General features: G+C 62.8%; 15 protein-coding genes. 4 read left to right on the top strand and 11 right to left on the bottom strand.

What is annotated here, in order from left to right; translation table 11 throughout:
• Positions 1-255: 255 nt before the first annotated feature.
• A complete protein-coding gene (locus tag N5D48_RS14325) occupies positions 256-2,292 on the bottom strand; it encodes an NADPH-dependent 2,4-dienoyl-CoA reductase (RefSeq protein ID WP_279885271.1) in 2,037 nt (678 codons plus the stop codon).
• 207 nt (positions 2,293-2,499) lie between these two features.
• Positions 2,500-2,943, bottom strand: coding sequence for a hypothetical protein (locus N5D48_RS14320; RefSeq protein ID WP_279885269.1), 444 nt, complete (start codon positions 2,941-2,943; stop codon positions 2,500-2,502).
• An 84-nt stretch (positions 2,944-3,027) separates the two neighbouring features.
• Here N5D48_RS14320 and N5D48_RS14315 point away from each other — a divergent pair, with 84 nt between their 5' ends.
• Complete coding sequence (locus N5D48_RS14315) at positions 3,028-3,435, top strand: MerR family transcriptional regulator (protein ID WP_279885267.1); 408 nt, start codon at positions 3,028-3,030, stop codon at positions 3,433-3,435.
• 134 nt (positions 3,436-3,569) lie between these two features.
• Entirely contained in the window at positions 3,570-4,139 is a 570-nt protein-coding gene (locus N5D48_RS14310) for a TetR/AcrR family transcriptional regulator (protein ID WP_279885264.1), read from the top strand.
• Here the strand turns inward: N5D48_RS14310 and N5D48_RS14305 are convergent, their stop codons facing one another.
• Genes N5D48_RS14305 through N5D48_RS14270 form a run of 8 tightly spaced genes read right to left on the bottom strand, consistent with a single transcriptional unit; the run spans position 4,140 to position 16,740 of the window.
• Positions 4,140-5,336: a hypothetical protein gene (locus N5D48_RS14305; RefSeq protein ID WP_279885262.1), complete on the bottom strand. Its 1,197-nt coding sequence runs from the start codon at positions 5,334-5,336 to the stop codon at positions 4,140-4,142.
• A gap of 14 nt (positions 5,337-5,350) precedes the next feature.
• Positions 5,351-8,500: an outer membrane lipoprotein-sorting protein gene (locus N5D48_RS14300; RefSeq protein ID WP_279885259.1), complete on the bottom strand. Its 3,150-nt coding sequence runs from the start codon at positions 8,498-8,500 to the stop codon at positions 5,351-5,353.
• Positions 8,493-8,954 (bottom strand): SRPBCC family protein, encoded by a 462-nt coding sequence (locus tag N5D48_RS14295; protein WP_279885256.1) that lies wholly within the window; start codon positions 8,952-8,954, stop codon positions 8,493-8,495. The genes N5D48_RS14300 and N5D48_RS14295 overlap by 8 nt, the downstream gene beginning before the upstream one ends.
• Complete coding sequence (locus tag N5D48_RS14290) at positions 8,951-12,943, bottom strand: amino acid adenylation domain-containing protein (protein WP_279885253.1); 3,993 nt, start codon at positions 12,941-12,943, stop codon at positions 8,951-8,953. Before N5D48_RS14290 ends, N5D48_RS14295 begins: the two co-directional genes overlap by 4 nt.
• Positions 12,940-13,212 (bottom strand): acyl carrier protein, encoded by a 273-nt coding sequence (locus N5D48_RS14285; RefSeq protein WP_279885251.1) that lies wholly within the window; start codon positions 13,210-13,212, stop codon positions 12,940-12,942. The genes N5D48_RS14290 and N5D48_RS14285 overlap by 4 nt, the downstream gene beginning before the upstream one ends.
• Positions 13,193-14,260, bottom strand: coding sequence for an acyl-CoA dehydrogenase family protein (locus tag N5D48_RS14280; protein ID WP_279885274.1), 1,068 nt, complete (start codon positions 14,258-14,260; stop codon positions 13,193-13,195). The genes N5D48_RS14285 and N5D48_RS14280 overlap by 20 nt, the downstream gene beginning before the upstream one ends.
• Before the next feature lie 6 nt (positions 14,261-14,266).
• The gene (locus tag N5D48_RS14275; protein WP_279885249.1) at positions 14,267-14,995 is read right to left on the bottom strand and encodes an acyl-CoA/acyl-ACP dehydrogenase; all 729 of its coding nucleotides are present in this window, start codon (positions 14,993-14,995) and stop codon (positions 14,267-14,269) included.
• Complete coding sequence (locus N5D48_RS14270; protein WP_279885247.1) at positions 14,992-16,740, bottom strand: fatty acyl-AMP ligase; 1,749 nt, start codon at positions 16,738-16,740, stop codon at positions 14,992-14,994. The genes N5D48_RS14275 and N5D48_RS14270 overlap by 4 nt, the downstream gene beginning before the upstream one ends.
• 414 nt (positions 16,741-17,154) lie before the next feature.
• Between N5D48_RS14270 and N5D48_RS14265 the strand changes: the two genes are divergently transcribed.
• Both N5D48_RS14265 and N5D48_RS14260 read left to right on the top strand, forming a co-directional pair.
• Entirely contained in the window at positions 17,155-18,273 is a 1,119-nt protein-coding gene (locus N5D48_RS14265; protein ID WP_279885246.1) for a nitrilase-related carbon-nitrogen hydrolase, read from the top strand.
• Between the two features lie 5 nt (positions 18,274-18,278).
• Positions 18,279-19,319 carry an AraC family transcriptional regulator gene (locus tag N5D48_RS14260; RefSeq protein WP_279885244.1) on the top strand — a complete coding sequence of 347 codons (1,041 nt, stop codon included), beginning with the start codon at positions 18,279-18,281 and terminating at the stop codon, positions 19,317-19,319.
• Positions 19,320-19,523: 204 nt separating this feature from the next.
• Here the strand turns inward: N5D48_RS14260 and N5D48_RS14255 are convergent, their stop codons facing one another.
• A complete protein-coding gene (locus tag N5D48_RS14255) occupies positions 19,524-20,405 on the bottom strand; it encodes a DUF2242 domain-containing protein (protein WP_279885242.1) in 882 nt (293 codons plus the stop codon).
• Positions 20,406-20,545 lie beyond the last annotated feature (140 nt).

The raw sequence follows: 20,545 nt of genomic DNA, 5'->3' as shown, positions 1-20,545 counted from the left end.
CGTCACCTCCCTTCGCAAGAACTCCGCTCGGCCTCCTGAAGTCGCAATTGGTGGCGCCTGAACTACCGCGCGCTTAGAAGCGACAGCAAGACCAAGACCAAGACCAAGACCAAGACCAAGACCAACAGACATGGAGTAAGTGTAGAGTGCTGGCAATGCTTCTTCAGTTACAACCACTCGCTGACAAGCCACCCCCACAGAAAAGATGTATTACCACCTCAACTGTGCAAGTTGGCTCATCACCGATTCAAACAATCACAGTTCCGCCGCCAACCTCGACCCTTGGTTAATCGCCCGCTTGGCATCAAGCTCAGCCGCCACGTCAGCGCCACCGATCAGGTGTACTGACTGCCCGGCCGCGACAAGGCCATCATGCAACTCGCGCAGCGGCTCCTGGCCAGCACAGACGACGATGTTGTCCACAGCCAGCAACTGCGGCTCGCCCTCACCGACCCGCACATGCAGGCCAGCATCGTCCACGCTCAGGTACTCGACACCGTTGAGCATCTGCACCTGCTTGTTCTTCAGGCCCGTGCGATGAATCCAGCCAGTGGTCTTGCCCAGGCCGTCACCCACCTTGGTCTTCTTGCGCTGCAGCAGGTACACCTGCCGCGCCGGCGCATGGGGCTCGGCCTTGACCCCAGCCACGCCACCACGGGCCTCCAGGTGCGTATCGATACCCCACTCCCTCCAGAACGCCTCACGGTCCTGGCTGGTGGCCACGCCTTCATGCACCAGGTACTCGGATACATCGAAACCAATGCCGCCTGCACCGATCACCGCCACCCGCTTACCCACCGGCTTGCGCTCCAGCAGCACGTCCAGGTAGCTCAGCACCTTGGCGTTGTCGATACCGGGAATGGCCGGCGTGCGTGGGGCGATGCCGGTGGCCAGGATGATCTCGTCGAACCCGCCAGCCACTAACGCGGGCACATCGACACGGGTATTCAGGCGCAGCTCGACACCCGTGGACTTCACCTTGTTGCGGAAGTAGCGCAGGGTCTCGTGGAACTCCTCCTTGCCCGGCACCCGCTTGGCCACGTTGAACTGCCCACCGATCTCGCTGGAGGCATCGAACAGCGTCACTTCATGACCGCGCTCGGCGGCCACGGTGGCAGCCGCCAGGCCCGCCGGGCCGGCGCCGACCACGGCAATGCGCTTGACGTTGAGCACAGGCAGGTAGTTGAGCTCGGTCTCGTGGCAGGCCCGCGGATTGACCAGGCAACTGGTCAGCTTGCCGCCGAAGGTGTGGTCCAGGCAGGCCTGGTTGCAGCCGATACAGGTGTTGATCTCGTCACCCCGGCCCGCGGCGGCCTTGTTGACGAAATCCGGGTCGGCCAGGAATGGCCGAGCCATGGAGACCATGTCGGCATCGCCTTCGGCCAGCACCGCCTCGGCCACCTCCGGGGTGTTGATACGGTTGGTGGTGATCAGCGGGATCTTCACCGCACCGCGCAGCTTGGCGGTGACCTTGCTGAACGCCGCGCGCGGCACCTTGGTGGCGATGGTCGGGATGCGCGCCTCGTGCCAGCCGATGCCCGTGTTGATCAGCGTGGCACCGGCCTGCTCGATGGCCTTGGCCAGCAGCTCGATCTCGTCCCAGGTGCTGCCGCCCTCGACCAGGTCAAGCATCGACAGGCGGAAGATGATGATGAAGTTCGGCCCCACGTCCTCTCGCACCCGGCGCACGATCTCCACGGCCAGGCGCATGCGGTTCTCGTAGCTGCCGCCCCAACGGTCGGTGCGGTGGTTGGTATGGGCGGCGAGGAACTGGTTGATGAAGTAGCCTTCCGATCCCATGATCTCGACGCCGTCGTAACCGGCGCGCTGGGCCAGGCTTGCACAGGTGACGAAATCGCGGATCTGCTTCTCGATGCCCTCCTCGTCCAGTTCCTTGGGCTTGAACGGGTTGATCGGCGCCTGGATGGCGCTGGGCGCCACCTGCTTCGGGCTATAGGCATAGCGTCCAGCGTGGAGGATCTGCAGGCAGATCTTGCCACCGGCGGCATGCACCGCCTCGGTGACGATCCGGTGCTTGTCGGCCTCTTGCTCGGTGCTGAGCTTGGCCGCGCCGGAATACACGCCACCTTCATCGTTAGGCGCGATGCCGCCAGTGACCATCAAGCCGACACCGCCGCGGGCGCGCTCGGCGAAGTACGCGGCCATGCGCTCGAAACCGCCCGGGCGCTCCTCGAGGCCGGTGTGCATGGACCCCATCAGGGTGCGGTTGCGCAAGGTGGTGAAGCCCAGGTCGAGAGGGGCCAGCAGGTGCGGGTAGCGGTCGGTAGCCATGGATGGACTCCACAGTTGGCGTGATCACGGAATGCGGGCGCCTCTACCAGGTCTCTACAGCACCGTGGCGGGGCCCGTCGTTTGTCTGAGGTCGACATTAAACAGGCGTTTGAACACGCTCAATGATCGAAACTGACAACTTATTGATCCTGCTGCACAGCAGGTTCAGCCACGCCTGGGGCCGCCTCACGCCCTTCGCCGCTGCGGTTACCCGCGAAGGGGCCCGATAAATGCCAGACCAGGCGTTACTGCACGCCGCGACCTGACCGGTGCCAATTGCACGACCGCCCACAGTACCTCGAGCAGCAAAATCCCCCAGAGCAGCGCGGAAGCCCCATGAGCCAAGGCGTACAACTGCCAGGAGGCGAACAAGATCCGCCCCGCCGCGTCGTAGCGACCGAATTGTGGCTGCGGATCGCGAATCCTCAGCCAGGACCAGACACACACGATGGACCCCATCAGATTGGCCATCATGACATGCATCGGATCGAACAATGGCACCTGGCCGCTCAGGCCAAGCGTGTCGTGCAGCGAACCTAGCCAGTGATGCAGCAGGGCGAAACTCCACGGCGTCACGAAACCCACGGTGATGAACAAATCGTATAGACCACTGGCGCGTACCACCTTGCGATATTGAGCAGTGCTCCACATAACCCGTACTCCTTCGGATCAACGAAGGCATCAGGCTAAAGCCTGGGGTAAGCTCCAAGGTCAAGCCCGAATAAGGAAATTCTCATGCGCATTGGCGAACTCGCCCAAGTCTGTGGCGTCAGCCGCGATACACTGCGGTTCTATGAAGAGCGCGGCCTCATTCAGGCCCGCCGCCTGGCCAACGGCTACCGCGACTATCCGGACGAAATCGCGCAACTGGTGCATTTCATTCGCAATGCCCAGCGCCTGGGCTTCAGCCTCAATGAGATCGGCAACAACGTCGAGCACCTATGGCACTCGGTAAACCCTGACCAAGCTGTGGAAGCACTGCTGCGCGACAAGGTGGCGCTGGTCGAGCAGCGCCTCGACGAACTGCAGAGACTGCGCAGCGCCCTCCTGCATCGCCTCACCCTGGCCTGCCCGCTACGGGACGGCCTCGACCTGCCGGAGCCAAGCTCCACGCTGGCGCTGACCGGCCCGGCGGGGAGTTGATGCCCCCAGGGCTCACCAGATGAACCAGAACGAAGGTCCAAAGTGACTTACCATTGGAGCCTTCTCATGCGCCTGTCCATTGGTGCCGCTGCATGAGCCCGATGTCGTATTTCGTTTTTCAGGAGAAAACCTTCATGTCCAAAGCTCGAGAGGCATTGGTCACCACCGCACTGGAGCTGTTTCTGCATGAAGGCTTGCAGTCGGTAGGCATTGACCGGGTAATCAAAGAGTCCAACGTGAGCAAGATGACGCTGTACAAGTACTTTCCTTCCAAGGAAATACTGATCGCCCACGTGCTGGAGCATTACCACCATGCCATCATCGGCGAAATCCAGTCATGCCTGGTCAATGTCCCACCCCAACTACCGCAACAGATGGCGGCGTTGCTGGTGTGGTATCGCGGCAAGTTCATCGACAGCAATGTGCGTGGCTGCCTGTTTGGCATCGCCGCGACGGTCTATGCCAGCTGCGACCATCCGATTCACCAGGTCTGCCTCAAACACAAGCAGACGCTGGCCGACCTGTTCTCTGCGCTGCTGTTCAGCGCAGGCTACGGCGAGCGCAGTGCCACCTTGGCGCTGCAGTGCCTGACGTTGCTTGAAGGCACCCGCAATCTCACCACCATCGGCGTCAAGGGCGACCCTCTGGCAAGCGCCATGCAGGTCGTGCTCATGTTGCTGCAGCCACAGCCACAGCCGGGGTGATCAAAACCCGTATTCCGCCTGGACATACACCGTGTGATTGTCGTGCAACTGGCCGAAAAAAGTATCTTCCCGTCCGTAATAACCCTCGATGCCGCCTAGAAGGCGTACGTGGTCCGACAACATATAAGACGCTTTCAGACGTGCGATACCGCTGTCGTTTTGCACGTTGGCGACACCGCTGGCTTCAAGCGACAGGTTGTCATTCAGCCAGCGCTTGGCCACGCGCCAGGTGAACCCGTACTGATCGCTGGCCGTCTGGCCACTCGTGGTCATCTGCCGCAGCGCCACCTCCCGGGCGAACCACTCCAACCGCTGCGGCTGGCTGAAGTCGTAGACGTGCGTGTAGGTGGCCTGCAGACCCAGGGTCGCATTGTTGCGAAACGTCCACTCACCGCCCATCACCATGAACAACTGCGGTTTCTTGTGCAGGAAATCCTCCTGGCCGTTGCTGTCCGGCCTGGAATAGGCAGCCTCCGCTCGCCAGACCATGGCGCCTTGGGTCATGCTGAAGTCCATGCCCAGGATGCGACTGCGCTGGGCTTGAACCTGCACCGTGGCACCCTGGCTGGTCAACAGGCCAGGCGTCAGTACGGGTAATGGATCGACGCCATCCAGGTAGGACAGCGAGCCATCCATGTTCGGTGCCGACCACTCCCACTTGGCCGCCCACTGCGAGCGGCCGGACTGGCGAATGTCATAGTCGACATTCGCCAGAGGCACCAATGGAATGGTATGGCTGGGCGCCTCGGGAAACCACATCAACGCGACACTGCCATCGCCGACGTAGCGGGTCAGGTTGAGCATATCGGCCCCATAGCGCTGATCGCCATCCTCCGGCGTCAGCAGGGTGAAGTCCCGAGGCGCCAGGTTGTCGGTGGGATTGATACCATCGGCGCGTCCCCACACCACGATCTGTCGCCCGATACGCAAGTCGTAATCATCGAACTCGTGGTGCCAGTATGCTTCCCGCACACGACCGTGACGCTGCCCGCCGATGCTGCGCTGCTGCGCCCAGCCGTCAAACACCAGTTCGCCCTGATCGCGGGAGCTGAGACGCTCGCGCACCCAGAGCGAAGCCACCTTGACATCCGTCTCGTCAGTCAATGCCCGATCACCACTCCACCAGCCTGTGCGCAACGAGACTGAGCTGTCCAATTGCAAGGTCGCCTGGGCCGTACCGGACAGGGCCAGCAACATCAGGCCCAGTCGCCTCATCTCCCCAACCCCTGAGGCTTGAAGTAGCGCTCATCCACGCCCTGTTCAGCCTGGAAAGCATCGAAGGCGATCTCGGTACGATGCCCCGTCTGCAGGTTGTAGGCGACAGAGCGCATGGCCTGCCACTTGCCGTGCTGCCCTACCGCTTCGATCCGGGATGATTCGATACGCTTTAGCGGCTGGCCGGATTGATCGCTGAACTCCGTGCGCACGGCCATGAAATTGTCAGCGCGCACCCAGTTGAGCATCTTCGAGTACCCTGAATCAGTGGCCTCCCTGTCATCGGATGGCACGGACTCGACCTTGAATACAGAGGCGCCGTCGTCCAGCGTTTCCCGAGCCAACAACCGATGTCGCCAATTGGCCGGATTGTGGCCGACGATATCTCCGTAGCTGAAATCGGTACCGACGAAACTGTCGCGTTTGTTCGACGCCGACAGCCGTCGGACCTTGCCCAGGGCCGGCAGGTAAATCCACATGTCGTCGTCGGTGGCACTCTGCTCCACCAGCAGGGTCGCGGTGCCCTTGATGTCCTGCGGTGCAACGAATTTCACGTAGCGCATGTTGTCCTGGGCTGGACCGGGCTGCAGCTTGGTCACCCCTATCGTCTTGCGTTCGCGGCGCTCCCCATTGGCGTTGATCAGGGTAAAGGTCGCACTACTGCTGGAGTCGAGCACTTTGCCGGCCTGATAGCTGCGCTGCATGATCTGCTCGGCACTGGGCGTATCTTCTGCCGAAGCCGGGTCGCCATGCGCCGCCAGTCCCGCCGTGACCACGACGGCCAGGCCAAGATTGAGTTGCGAGGCCAAATTGCCGTGACCCTTGCCAAAGATGAAGGCCGGGCGGAACAGCATTGCCAGAGCCGGCACCAGTGTCAGCGACGCCGTTACACTCACCAGCATGGCGATGACGATGAACATCGATAGCCAGAGGTGGACGTTGTAGCCGAAGGACAGTGCCAGCACGCCGTAGCCGCCGGCCACCGCGGTGGCCACGAACAGCGACGCCTTGCCAGCGGTGGCCAGGGTCTCGCGCACCGCTTGAGGAGGGTTCTGGCTCAGTCGGTATTGCTCACGCAGGCGGTAGAGCATGTAGATCGCATAGTCGGCGCCAATGCCTACTGCCATGGCGGAAATCAGCGAATTGGGGATATTCAGAGGGATGCCGAACAAGCCCATCACGCCAAACACCGCAATCACCGACAATGCCAATGGCGTCAGCACGATGAAACCGGCAAAGACCGAGCGGAATACCAATGCCGAGATGACGAAGATCGCCAGAGCAATCTGCACGATGTTGCGCAGCTTGCCGTTGACCAGGGTTTCGGTGAGTGCCACCGTCTGCGCCACATCGCCACCAAAGGACACCGTGACCGTCGCCGGGAAAGTACGCGCGGCTTCGGCCTTGAGCTTGCCCAGCAGCGTCTTGACCTGGGCATTGTTACCGGTCTTCAGGAGCAAGGTGACCTTGGCACGCTGGTAGTTGTAGTCGACGTAGGAGTCGAAGTCGCCCGGCTCGCCCGACATCGAGTACAGCAACAGGTACTGGGAAATCAGGTTGCGCTCGGCAGGCAGCCGATCGAAGGCTGGGTCATCGGCGTTCATCGCTGCATTCATACGGGAGATGAAGTCGACGATGGACAAGGTCTTGCCGACTTCAGGCTGGGCCTCGGCATAACGCTGGAGACTGGCGATCGCCGACAGGACTTCGGGCTGCTTGATGGCGTCCGCCTCGGTGCCTTCGACCATGACGTACAAACTATTGGTACCGCCCAGCGCATCGTTGAGGAAGGCATCGTCCTTTTGCAGGGCCAGGCTCGAATCGAAGAAGTTCTTGCTCGAGTTGTCGATCACCACATCCTGCATGGCCAGGGTCAGGCCGCAGGCCGCGAGCAGGTAGGCAGCGAGCATCGCTGTCCGTTTACGCGGCTGGATCACCCAGGAGGCCGCCGCAGCCGGGATACGGTCCCAGATTCGAACGTGCCGCCCCTTGTCCAGCACTTTGTCGCTCGGCGGCTTGAGCAGCGAGCGGATGGCGGGGATAAAGGTCATTTCCAGCAGCATGGCACTGAGAATACCGATGCCGGTGAAGATGCCGAAGGCACGGATCGTGGCGATGTCGAATACCAGCAGCGAGAAGAAGCCAATCGCGGCGATGCTACCGGCCATCAGCATCACCGGGCCAACACCGGCCATCGAACTGATGACCGCTTGCCGGTTGGCTTGCTCGGGCGACAGGTCACCCGTGGCCCGCAGCCGCGCATAGTCCTCGTAGTAGCGCTTGAGCAACTGCACCGCATGCCCAGCGGCCACAGCCAGGATCAGGATCGGCGTCGGCGAGTTGAAGATGTCCATCGGCTGTCCGAGCACGCCCATGAAACCGGTTCCCCACATGACTGCCATCAGCGCGGTGACCAGCGGCAGGATCAGTCCCTGACGGGTACGGAACGCCTCGAAGTGCAGCAAGCCGATGACGATGATCGCGATCGGGAACAGGATGTTGATGCGGTTGGCATATTCCTCAGTCTTTTCCAGGTAGGGGGGGTTGCCGCCGTAGCGAATGGTCAGCGCGTCGGACGCATACGCGTCGGCGATCTTGCGAATCGGCTCGACCATTGCGGTAAAGCCGTCGGAGCGCTCCTTGAGCTCGACCAGGATCGCCGCGGTACGACCATCGGCCGAGACCACGGTCTGTTGATATACCGGATTGCTGGCCAGCGCCTCGCGCAGTTGCGCCAATTCGGCGGAGCTGTAGGTCGTCCCCAGTAACGCGCGCGCCTCAAAGCCTTCTTCAGTCCCTTTGATCCCCTTGGCTTGTCGGCTCGCCAGGCTGAGCAAGGTAGTGCGAACCACGCCAGGCTGGGCATCGAGCTGGCGGGTGATGCCACGCACGGCATCGAGCACCGCCGGCTGGTAGAGGTCACCCTGCTTGGGCGTGATGCCGATGATCATCAGGTACTTGGAGCCGAAAACCTCCTCGACATGGTTGGTGGCCTTGATCAGCGGATGGCCCTGAGGGGCCAGGGTCGCCGGATCGATGACGATCTTCAAGCCCGCGCCAAAGACACCCAATACCGCGGTGACCAGCAAAGTAAAAGCGATCACCCAGCGACGATAGCGGATGATGAACGCAGCATAATCAGTCATGTGCCCATTCCTTGGCAGGCGATTGCATGGCGACCAGTTGGCCGACGCGAATGAAGTCCTTCTCGATCTGAGAGATCAGTACCTTGCGTAGCAGCGAGACCGGCAGAATGCCGAAGAATCGTCCCGGCTCGACATCGAACTGCCAGTCGAGGCGCGTACCTTGCGCTTCGGCGCTGAAGCGGTAGCGGCCCTCATACAGGAAGGAGCCCTCGAGCACCTTGAAGGCGAAGGTGTACGGCGGCTCAAAGGTGGTGATAAGGCAACGAAAGTTCATCCGACGCCCCAGGAAACTGAACACGATGCTGTACTCGGTACCCAGTGTGGCAGGGCTGCTCGCCAGCTGGGCCTCGACGCAAGACCCTTGCCAGTGCACGTCGTTGGAAGGATCGCTGATGTAGGCGAACAGCGGTTGCGGGTCTACAGGAAGCAGGCAGGAATATTCGGCACGGATCATGCGAGGTGCTCCACGCGCAGGGAAAGATTGAAGTACTGGTTGACATGCTCCGCCACGGCCTGGACCTGGGGGGCATACATGATGCTGTTGTGATCACCGGGCAACGCCACCGCATACAAGCCGTCGCCCAGCAGTGGCTCCCACCCCAGGTACCGACCGAAATCCTCGACCTCGTCCTGGGCCAGCAGCAGCAGGAAACGCCCCTGACTGGCAGGTGGTAGGTACAACTGCAAGGCAATGCCGTTGGCCAGGTAGGTTTCGAACAACCGCGCCAGTTGCTCGGCATCGGCCTCGGGGCTCAGCGCCCCGGCGCGTCGGGCGCGCTCCAGCAGATAAGTGAAGGCTGTCTCGGTCGGGTGCGCCCGTAGCTCGGCAGGGTCGATATACAGGCGTACGCCGTGCGGCGCGGCCAGGTCCCGGGCAAACCAGCTCATGAGCGTGGCATCGTCGGCATCAGCAGGCATATTGGCGAGGACCGGCGCGCGCGTGTCGATCAGGAACACGCCCTCCACCGTCTCGCCAGCCGCCGTCAACTGACGGGAAACCTCATAGGCGATCGCGCCGCCGAAGCACCAGCCGCCGAGCAGATACGGCCCCGTCGGCTGGCCCCCGCGCAGCTGGGCAATGTAGCGAGTGGCCATGGCTTCGATGGTGACCTCGGCCTCGCCATCGGCCCCCAGCCCAGGAGACTGCACGGCAATGACCGGCCTAGGGGTCTGCAGGTGACGGCTCAACTCGCGATAACTGACCACGTTGCCGCCAATCGGGTGGAACAACCAGATCGGCCGGCCCGCGCCTCTGCGCAGCGTGACCAGGTTGCTCTCCAGCAGCGGCCGCTCTTCACGCAGACGCGCGGCCATCTCAGCCACCGTCGGGTAGCTCAGCAGATCGCCGACGGTCAGCTCAGCCTGTTGATTGCGGTTGATCAGGTTGATCAGTTCCACCGCCAGCAAGGAATGCCCGCCCAGCGCGAAGAAATCGTCATCGATGCTGATCGCGTGGTGACGCAAGGTCTGGCAGAACAAGGCCGCCAGTTGCCGCTCCAGCTCATCACGCGGCGCCAGCAAGGGCGTGAGCGACTGATCGAGGATCGGCGCAGGCATGCGCTGGCGATCGACCTTGCCATTGGCAGTCATCGGCAGGCGCTCGAGATAGACATAGTGACCAGGCACCATGTAGGCAGCGAGCATCCGCTTGAGTGATTGCCTAAGATCCTCCACCCGTGGTTCGTGGCCTGGCTGTGCGACCAGATAAGCCACCAGTGCCGGTCCCTGCGGGGTGTCTTTCAGGCATACCGCCGCCTGTGCGATCCCCGCACAGGCGCTCAAAGCGGCCTCGACCTCGCCAAGCTCGATACGATAACCACGCAGCTTGACCTGAAAATCCAGGCGCCCGAGGTGCTCCAGTTCACCCTGCGGGTTCCAGCGTACCCGGTCGCCGGTCCGGTACCAACGCAAGCCGAAGGGGCCCTGCTCGATGAAACGCTCAGCCGTGAGATCCGGGCGCCCCCAATAGCCTTGCGCCAATCCGGCGCCACTGATCCACAGCTCGCCGGCCATTCCCGGAGGGAGCGCAACGCCGTGTTCGTCCACCACCATCAGTTCGGTGTTGCGAATCGCCCTGCCAATGGTCGGCGGATGGCCTGGGCGCAGCCGTGCGGCAGACGACCAGACCGTGGTCTCGGTCGGCCCATACAGGTTCCAACACGCCGCGCAACTTGCCAGCAGGCGATCGGCCAACGCCTCAGGTAGCACATCGCCGCCGCACAGTGCCGTGACCCCCAGCAGCCTGGACTTCTCAGCCTGGTCCAGCAGCATCTGCCAGGTCGCGGGCGTGGCTTGCAGATGGGTGATCGCATGCGTCTCGATAGCACTGGCCAACAAGGCGCCGTCCCGCACCTGTTGCTGGCTGGCAACGTGCACCGAAGCACCCGCAAGCAGCGGCAAGAACAGTTCGAGCAAGGAGATATCGAACGATGGCGTGGTCACCGCAAGCAGGCAGTGGCCAGGTTCCAGGGCAAACAACCCCTGCATGCCCAGCAGGAAGTTGAGCAACGCTGCATGGCCTACCTGGACGCCTTTGGGCTTGCCGGTCGAGCCCGACGTATAGAGGATGTAGGCGGTCCCCGAAGCGGCCCCGAGCGGCGGCAGATCACCCGCCGGCGCAGTCGCGTCGAAGCGGTCGAGGCTGATCCAGGGCGCACAGGCACCAAGCGCTTCGACGCCAGGATCGCAGATGATCAGACGTACACCTGCGTCCTCAGCCATATAGGCCAGACGCTCTTCGGGGAACTGTGGGTCGAGCGGCACATAGGCTGCGCCCAGGCGCCAGATCGCCAGGATCACCGGCACCAGTTGAGCCCCGCGGTTCAAGCGAAAACCGACCCGATCCCCTGAGCCCACGCCCAGGGCCTGCAGATGCCTGGCCAGATGCTCGCTGCGCTGACAAAGATCGGCATAGCCAAGACGGGTATACGTATCGCTGACCGCCAAGTGCTCAGGGTGTTGTTCGGCCCATCGAGACAGGCACTCGAGCGGGCCAGGCTGCACCGCCGCGTCGGTCACGCCCATGCCCAGAGCCCGCCAGTCCTCGAGCTGGTCGGCGCGCGGCTGCAACAGCTGGGCAATGCTCAGCCCCGGATTTTCCACCAGCCTTGCCACGAAGGCCCGCAGGCCATCGCGCAAGCGCCTGATACTCTGTGCCGCGAACAACTGGCTGTCGTACTTGAAGACAGCCTCGAAACATTCATCGACCAGCGCCCCCATTTCCAACTGCAGGTCTAGCTGCCCCTCCTGCTGGGGAACCGGAAACGCGCTCAGTTGCCACTGTGCCAATGGAGAGTCCGTCGTCTGCACGCCTCCCTTGCTCGCCGCAGAAGACGCATAGAATTGCTCGAAGTCAGCCAGGACTGGCAAACGCTCCCAGGAAAAACCCAACTGAGCCAAGGCGGCGTAACTTCCGTCACGGGAGGGTGCCAGTGTCTCCACCAGTTTGTGCAGCGGCATGTCCTGATGACGCAGCGCGCCAATCACGTGCTCGCGCACCTGAGCCAGCAGCGCAAGGAAACTGCAACGAGGATCGATCGCCACGGGCAGACACAAGGTATTGACGAACTGCCCGAGGGTGTCTCGCCAGCGCCGTGCCATACGGTTGGCCACGGGAGTACTGATGACCACCTGCTCCTGCCCTGACCAATGCCCCAGGAACGCACTGTAGGCCGCCAGCATCACCATGAAGGGTGTGGCGTGGTGCTCGCGCGCGAGCCTGGTGATACCTGCGCTGCTGGCACGGTCGAACATGAACGTTTCGCTGGCCCCCGCGAATGAGCGCTGCGAGGGACGCGGTCTATCCAGCGGAATCTCGTGCAAGGCCGGCGCGGTGGCGAAACGCTGTGCCCAGTAGGCCTCCAACGCGCTCAGACGCGAGGGTTCGAGCACTTGCCCGGCATACTCGGCAAAGTCGATACCAGCCTGCGCGTCCAGGGTACGCGCCTGCCGTCCCAGGCGCGCAAAGACGTCCTTGAGCAACAGCCCCAGCGACCAGAAGTCGAGCAGGATATGGTGGACAACGAACATCACCAGCCAACTGTCACCGTCGCAACGGTAGACATGCAAACGCCACAACGGCGGCTCGCGCAGATCGAAGGGCAACCGGGCGTCCTGGCGTGCGCGCTCGCGCAGCGCCGCGTCATCCAGCCCGAATGCATCGCCGTGGCGAATGTCGAAACGCATCGAGTCCCGGACCACCTGGGTGATACCAGCCTGCCTCTGTTCGAAGCACGAGCGCAGCACTGGGTAATCATTCGCCAGCTCTGCCAGCAAGGCCTGGAAATCTGGCCAGGACGCCTGTTGGTTGCGCACCTTCAGGCTGAACAGCAGATTGAAAGCGCCCAGTCTTGGCTGGCTCTGCTGCATGAACCACAGCCCAGCCTGTTCGTCGGCCAATGGCCAGGACAGCTGCCCATCTGCGCTATCGGTACGCTCGGTCATGCCGACGCCCCAACCTGATCGACCGTGCGGCACAGATAGCCGGCCAGGTCATCGACCGTCGGATAATCCCAGAGCAGTGTCGGCGGCAACTGGATACGCAACTGATCCTCGAGGTCGCCGGCAATCGTCAGGGCAACGATCGAGTCCAGACCGTACTCCGACAGATTGCGATCGCAATCCAGCGAACCCGCAGGCAAGCGCAGTTCGGGCTCGATCATCGACTTGAGTTTGTCACGGTAGAAAGCAAGATCACGCAGCGCTGTTGGCATTGTCCATTTCCTCTTCGTCCATTGTTTCGTCCACGTTTTCGGCCAGGCCCTGTGCCGCCAGCGGCCAGGCCAGCAGCGAGAACATCTGGCTGGCGCAACGTTGGGCGGTCATCGCTTCGTAAAGCTGCTCGACCCGTTCGGCGCATAGGCCTCCGGCATGAAAGTGCGACTGCAAGCCTCGCTCGAGTACCGCCAACAGCCAGTGGCCACCACGATGCTCCGCAGTCAGCACGTCGCGGCTGTACAACCAGACACCCAGGCACGCAGCGACGGAGTAGATCGCGCAATAGCGCTCGGCCAATGCGAAGCGATGGGCGCTGTTGCGTGCTCCGCGTGGGCCGCTCTTGCTGGATATCTGCTCCTTGAGTTGCATGGCCTGCACGAGAAAGTTCCGGCCAGCCTCCTGCAACCGCTGCAGCAGCGGTGGCGGTGTGTGCTGATCAGCCGGTAGTCCCTCCAGGTGTTGCAGCAGGTGCGGCAATTGACCGATCAGTGGGTCGCCTTCGCGGGAGAACAATGTCACCCGCCCATGATCGAGCGCCGGCAACGGCGCGCGCAGATCGAAGAGCAGCTCCATGCACCGGCTGGCCTCGGCTTGCTCGCCCGGACGCACCAGGCTTTCCAGCAGGCTCGCCAAACTGTCGAGACAGACATGACTGCTGCCATCGAAGATCGACACCACCGCCCCATCGCGGAAGAACTTCTGAAACACGCCAACGCCCTGCTGGTCGCGCATGTAGAAGCGCGCGCCAAGGACACTCGCCAGTTGCGCATTGGCGTAATCGATCAGGTGACAGACCTGCACCTTGGCGATCGACGACCATGACGAATAAACCTGCGGGCAGATGTGCAAACCTCGTGCCGAAACAATTGACACGCACTCCGCCATCAGCAGCGACAAGTAACTATTGGCCATCACATCACGGGTGTGCGGCAGGTTGCCGATAGCCGTGCCGTACAGCGTGCGTCGGCTGGCATAGTCGGCGACCAGCCTGAGGGCGGTGTCACCGACACCCAGACTGAGCGACGTGCAGAAGGTACGCGTGATCTGGAATCACTTGAGTGCCAGCTCCAGTCCATGGCCGACCTCGCCGACCAGGCAATCAGCGGGCACCACGCAGTCGCGAAAACCGATGCCGCTGATGTCACAACCTTTCAGGCCGTGGGTCTTGACACGTGGCAGGTAGTAATAGCGGCGACTGTCGAGTTGATCCTTCTTGATGATGAACAACGAATGGTTTCGCAGGTTGTTGCGCTCGTCCGTGCGCGCCAGCAATACCAGGAAGTCAGAACGGATCGCCCGGTTGATCGGCCATTTTTCACCACGCAAGGTATAGCTACCGTCGCTGTTGCGAGTCGCTGTCAGGCGATTGGACACCAGATCGGCGCCATGCTCGGACTCCGAGTACGCCAGGCAAGGAAAGCTGGCGTTGTGCATGATCCAGTCGGCAACGTCGCGCTTCTGTCGATCGTTGCCACCCAACCAGCTCAGCGTGCTCCAGAGCATGGTGCTATAGGCGACCGCCACCGACATGTTGCGCCGCGCCAATACGCGGCCGAGCGCGACGAAGCCCTCACAATCAGTGAACTCGCCACCCAACGCTCGCGGCACATAGCAATTGGGCATGCCCATGGCGTTCAAGGCACTGACTTGAGCCTCGGGGAAGGCATCCTCCTCGTCCAATTGCAGCGCCCGGGCAAAGGACAGCAGGTTGTCAGCACGCTCAGGATCGCCCAGGCGTTGTTCCATTTCCAATGCCTTGAGGTACTGGGGTAGGATCATCGGCTGCCCTCCTGTTCCAAGACGGCAATCGCCCCGGCAAGTACCCTGTCACGCGTCTCGCCACGCTGAATCTTGCCGCTGGAAGTTCGAGCGATCCTGTTTGGCGCCGTCAGCAGCAACGCCGAGACCTTGAGCTGATGCACCTGGGAAACGCGCTGCACGATGTCCTCGCGCAGACGCACCAGATCCAGTCCCCTGGCGCCCCGCTCGACCTCCACCACCAGACCCAGCGCTTCCTCACCGCTGTCCTCATAGGCATAAGCCGCTACGCCATGAGCCTTGATGGCCGGATGCACCAGCATGACGGTCGACTCGATATCGGTAGGGTAGTGGTTGTGTCCACGGATGATGATCAGGTCCTTGATCCGACCGGTCACATACAACTCAGCGTCATGCAGCGCCCCCAGGTCACCGGTTCGCAACCACATTTCCTGACTGCCTGAGAGACCGGCGAGGAAGGTCTCGCGCGTCGCTTCGGGGTTGTTCCAGTAACCATCGGCGACCATCGGGCCCGCAATCCAGATTTCACCGACCTGCCCATCGGCCAACGGTACATGGCGTTGGGGATCGACAATTCGCACCTGTGCGTCACGATCAGGACGACCACTGCTCACCAGACGCACGCCGTCGTTCCCGGTGCCTCGCAACAGTCCCTGCTTGAGGGCTTGCGGATCGGCCAGAAGCTCCCGGCGTGAGCCATGGGGATCGCTGGCGGATACCAGCAGCGTGGTTTCAGCCATGCCATAGCATGGCTGGAAAGCCGTTGGTGAAAAGCCGGCCGGCGCGAAGGCGGCAGCAAAGGCGTCAAGGGTTTCGGCACGAATTGGCTCGGCCCCATTGGCGGCCAGCCGCCAGCTGGAGAGGTCAAGCGCGGCCAACTGCTCTGGCCGCAGGCGCCTCGCGCACAGATCGTAGGCGAAGTTTGGGGCCGCACTGACAGTGGCCTTGAGCCGGGAAATCATCTCCAGCCAGCGATGCGGGCGCTGGAGAAATGTCGCGGGCGCGATCAAGTGGACGGGAAACCCGCAGTACAAGGGCTGCAACAAGCTGCCGATCAGCCCCATGTCATGATACGGCGGGAGCCAAGCCACGCCGACATCATGCTCGCTGCTAGCCATGGCGCGCTGGATCATCTCAGAGTTTTTCAGCAGATGCCGGTGTTGCAGGCGCACGCCTTTGGGCTTGCCGGTGGAACCCGAGGTGTACTGCAACACGGCCAAGGTCTGCGGCTCGATGTTCGGCATTACCCACGGCCCAGGGGACTGCAGATCAACGCCATCGACCGCCAGCACCTGTACCGAGCCATTGTGTAACGCCGGCCACTCCCCTTGCTGCAACCCATCGATGACCGACTGTGTCGACAGGATCACCTCGGCGCCCGCGTCCTCGAGCACCAGTCGGACACGCTCGTAGGAAGCGTTGACCTTCGGTGAATAAACCGGCACCGCCGTCAGTCGCGCGTACCAGCAACCGAGGATCGCCACCACATACTGCGCGCTGGGCTGCATCAGGATCACGGCTCGCTTGCCTACCACCGCCATGCTCTGAAGCCGACTGGCAAGGGCTCGCGCAGCGCAATCAAGGTCTTGGTAGGTGAGGCTGGCCGACAGTGTCTGGCCATCACCAAAGGTCATGGCAAGCCGGTCAGGCGTCTGTTCGGCACGCTGGCGTAGCAGGCTGACGAAAGATGGGTGTGCGCAAGGCGCGACAACCTGCCGCTCGGGCAGGTCGAGTGCGAAATCCATTTCCATTGTTCTCATTCTTGTGAATGTCGTGGGCGACGCAGTATACAGACTTGTCTGTATACTGCTAGCCCCTTGCCACTACTTTCTTGTTAGGCCGATCGCCAGGCATGCCCAGTCGCCTGTGCCGCCAGGACTTCGCAAATCCGGAATGCGCCCTGACATCCTTCACCCGTTCCGCAGAATCCGAATGAACTGCTGCATGACCGCGCGCCCCTGAACGCCTTGCCTCTACACAGAGACGACGGGCCCAAGACGCGTGGCGAAATCCGGCCCGTCGCCAGCTGTCAGCTTTGGTATGATCGAAAACACCGAGCCTGAACCCGTGCATCAGGAATCCCGAAGCCAATGACCAAGACCGCACCATGCTCTTGACCCCCTTCATGTCCACTTCACTTTCGCGCGGTCACTGAAGCCATGCGCAAACTGCTTGTCAGCGCCCTGGCACTGGTCGTCATCGCCGCCCTCTGCGGTTATGGCTTCTGGACCTTGCAGCGCCCGGAAGGGCATTACCTGTCCGACCTGCGCATCGAGCTGGCGCTCAACCAGGGGGTGCCAGGCGAGCACGGTAATCTGCTGGGCGTCGAGCCCTTGCTGTATCCAGGCGACTACCAGAACCTCGCACGCCTGCACCGCAAGCTGTCGGCCTACTTGGAGCAGGCCCGCGCGCAAGGGTTGGTCAATTCGCGCACAGTGGTGGTGTTGCCGGAACATATCGGTACCTGGCTTTGGGCCCGCGGCGAAAAGCGCGAGTTTTACCAAGTCAGCCACCGCCGTGAGGCCGAACAATGGCTGGAGCTGAGCAATCCGCTGCGCTACGGCCTGGCAATGCTGAGCGCCACTGGCGACGATCGCCGCACCGATGCCCACCTGCGCATGAAAGCGGCACAGATGGCCACCGACTACCAGCAAGTGTTCGGCAGCCTGGCCCGGGAATTCGGCGTCACCCTGGTGGCAGGCTCGATCGTCCTGCCAACCCCCTACGTCGAGAACGGCGTGCTGCGCACTGGTAGCGGCCCACTGCTCAACAGCAGCCTGGTGTTCGCCGGCGATGGCTCGGTGCTGGGCCAGCCGCAGCACCAGCAGTACCCCGACAGCGAAACCCGCCGCTACATCCATGATGGCCAGCGTCACCCCTTGCAAGTACTGCAGACCCCGGCGGGACGCCTGGGAGTGCTGGTCGGCAGCGACAGCTGGTACCCGGACAATTACCGACAGCTCACGCAGCAGTCGGCGCAACTGATCGCCAACCCGGTCTTTCTCAGTGGCAAGCAGAGCTGGCAGGCCCCTTGGCGCGGCAACCGCCATCAGGCCTCGGCCAACGACCTGCCACTGCGACGCGGCCAGGTCAGCGAGCAGGATGCCTGGCAACAGTTGACCCAGACCGCCAATGGCAGCCTGCCCAGCATGAGCGTGTTCATGCGCGGCCAGTTCTGGGAGCTGACCGGCGATGGCCAGGGCTTTGCCAGCCAGCCCGGCCACCTGTGGGTAGGCGACAGCAGCCACGGCGCCCGCCTGCTCAACCTGTGGCTGTGACGCCCATGCCTCGTCCGCGCGTGCGCCTGGGAGATCTGTCGGTAGGCTTCGTCCAGCCACTGGCCGAGGCGCTGATCGCGCTGGGCCACGACCCGCAACCGCTTCTGATGCATTACGGCCTGGACGCACGGCGCCTGGCAGAGCCGGGCGCGCGACTGTCGATCCCGCGCTACATGCACCTTGGCCATGCCGCCATCGCCCTGTGCGCCGAGCCGGCACTGGGCTTGCGCATGGGCCACTTCAGCCGCCTGGCCCAGGCCGGCCTGGCCGGCGTCACCGCCGCCCAGGCACCGACACTCGGCGACGCCGCTCGCACCCTGCTGCGCTTCGAGCCACTGTATGCCGCCAACTATCGTGGCCGGTCGAGCTTCCACGAGGACAGCCAAGGTGCCTGGTTGCGCTTCTATTCCATCAGCCCATACAACAGCTACAACCGTTTCGTCGTCGACTCGTTGCTCAGTGGCTGGCTGGCACAGCTTGGCGCCGTGGCGGGAAGGCCGATACAGGCCGAACGCCTGGAAGTCGAATTCGAGGCGCCGGAGTACGTCGGGCAATACCAAGGGCTGTGCGCCAGCTCCGTGCAGTTTGGCGCGGCGGCCAACCAGCTGCGCCTGAGCCTGGCCACCCTGGCCCTGCCCAACCGGCAGCATTGTCCGGGCACCTGGCAACACCTGCTGCAACTGTGCGAGACGGAACTGGCCCAGCGCACGCGAATCCGCAGCCTGGGCGAACGCATCACGCACCTGCTGGGGCCGCTGCTCAACGGGGGACGTGAACCGGATCTGGAGGAGGTGGCGCGGCATCTGCAGCTACCAACCTGGACCTTGCGCCGCAAGTTGGCCGAGGAAGGCACGCGCTTTCGCGACCTGCTCAACGACACACGGCGCGACCTGGCCGAGACCTATATCCGCGACACGGAGCTGGCCTTCGGCGAGATTGCCTATCTGCTGGGGTTTGCTTCGGCGGAAGCCTTCCAGCGCGCCTTCAAGCGCTGGACGAGCCTGACGCCCGGGGAGTTTCGCCGCCATCAGCGGCAGGTGGGCTAGAGCTCGGTAGCGTCATCCGCCGGCTCCGGCAGATCCAGTTCGTACGCGTGGAACTCGAGCAGTTCTTCCTGGTAATCGTCCATCTCGGCACCTCTTCGTTCATCGCACTTCGGTCATTGCGCCAACCTAAGCCAGCACAATGAAGGAATGATTACCTCCCCATGAACGATAAACGTAGCAAGTGCCCGGGAAGTTATCGACCCGTCAGAGTGGCGCCTGCGCAGGCGCCGGCGCCTCCTGCTGCATCTGGATCGGCGCGGGCTCGGCAGGCGGCGCGATAGGCTGCGACCCCTTGCTGTCATCCACTACCGGTGCCGCAGGAGCTTCGCTGGCCGGTACGGCAGCCGCGGGTGCTGCAACCGGAGCGGGTGCGGCGGCAGGGGCCACGGCAACCGGAGTCGGTACCGGGGCCGGCGTCTCTACCACGCTCTCGGCTGCCGACGCGGCAGGCTGCGGCGCGGGCGCCAGGGCAGCAGGCGCAGGCTCCGGCAAGCCTAGGTCGGCGGCCGGTTTTTCCACCTTCGGCTCGGCGGCCGGCTCGGTTTTCTCCGACTTCTTCGGCTTCGGCAGGTAGCTTTCCACCAAGGCGAAGTAACGGTCGTAGAACTGCGCGGCGGTGACCGTCTCGCTGGCGACCTTCACCATGGAGTCGTCGGTGGAGCCGATCGGCATCGACACCGAGCCCAGCACGCCCACGCCAAGGCTGGCGGAGGTGTTGGACTTTTTCAGGGTGTAGCGGTCCTGCAAGGCATTGGCGAACATCGTCGAACGCTGCTTGTCGCTCATGTCCGACACGCAGGTGATGTTGAAACTGATCTGCAGGTGGTTCTCGGCGTTCTGCTGGAAGCTCTTGTTGCCGGCGACCTGGTTGGCATCGCTGCTGGTGATGATATAGCCCTGGCTGAGCAGCGCCCGTCGCGCGGCCTCGCAGGAGCCCGCCTCACTGGTGTCGAAACTGCGCGAAAAGGTGCCCGAGTCATCGAAGTTCTCGTGCTCGTAGACCGCGGTTTTTTTCGAGGAGCAGCCGGACACGCCTGCCAGCACCAGGGCCAGCCCGAGCGCAGCAAAGACGGTTGATCTAGACATTGCCAATTCCGGGAAGAAACGAAGGGAGGTATTGTGCATCACATCGATTGGTCGCTGAAACCGTTGATCGTGAAGAGTCTGTCAGTCTGGAGCAAATCCTCGCGGCGCACGGCGCCCAGAAACGAAAAAAGCGACCCTGA

The sequence above is a fragment of the Pseudomonas sp. GD03858 genome, from assembly GCF_029840925.1.
In the GTDB taxonomy this organism is placed as follows: domain Bacteria; phylum Pseudomonadota; class Gammaproteobacteria; order Pseudomonadales; family Pseudomonadaceae; genus Aquipseudomonas.
Note: the sequence above shows the minus strand (reverse complement) of the source record. Positions and strands in the feature narration are given on the sequence as shown.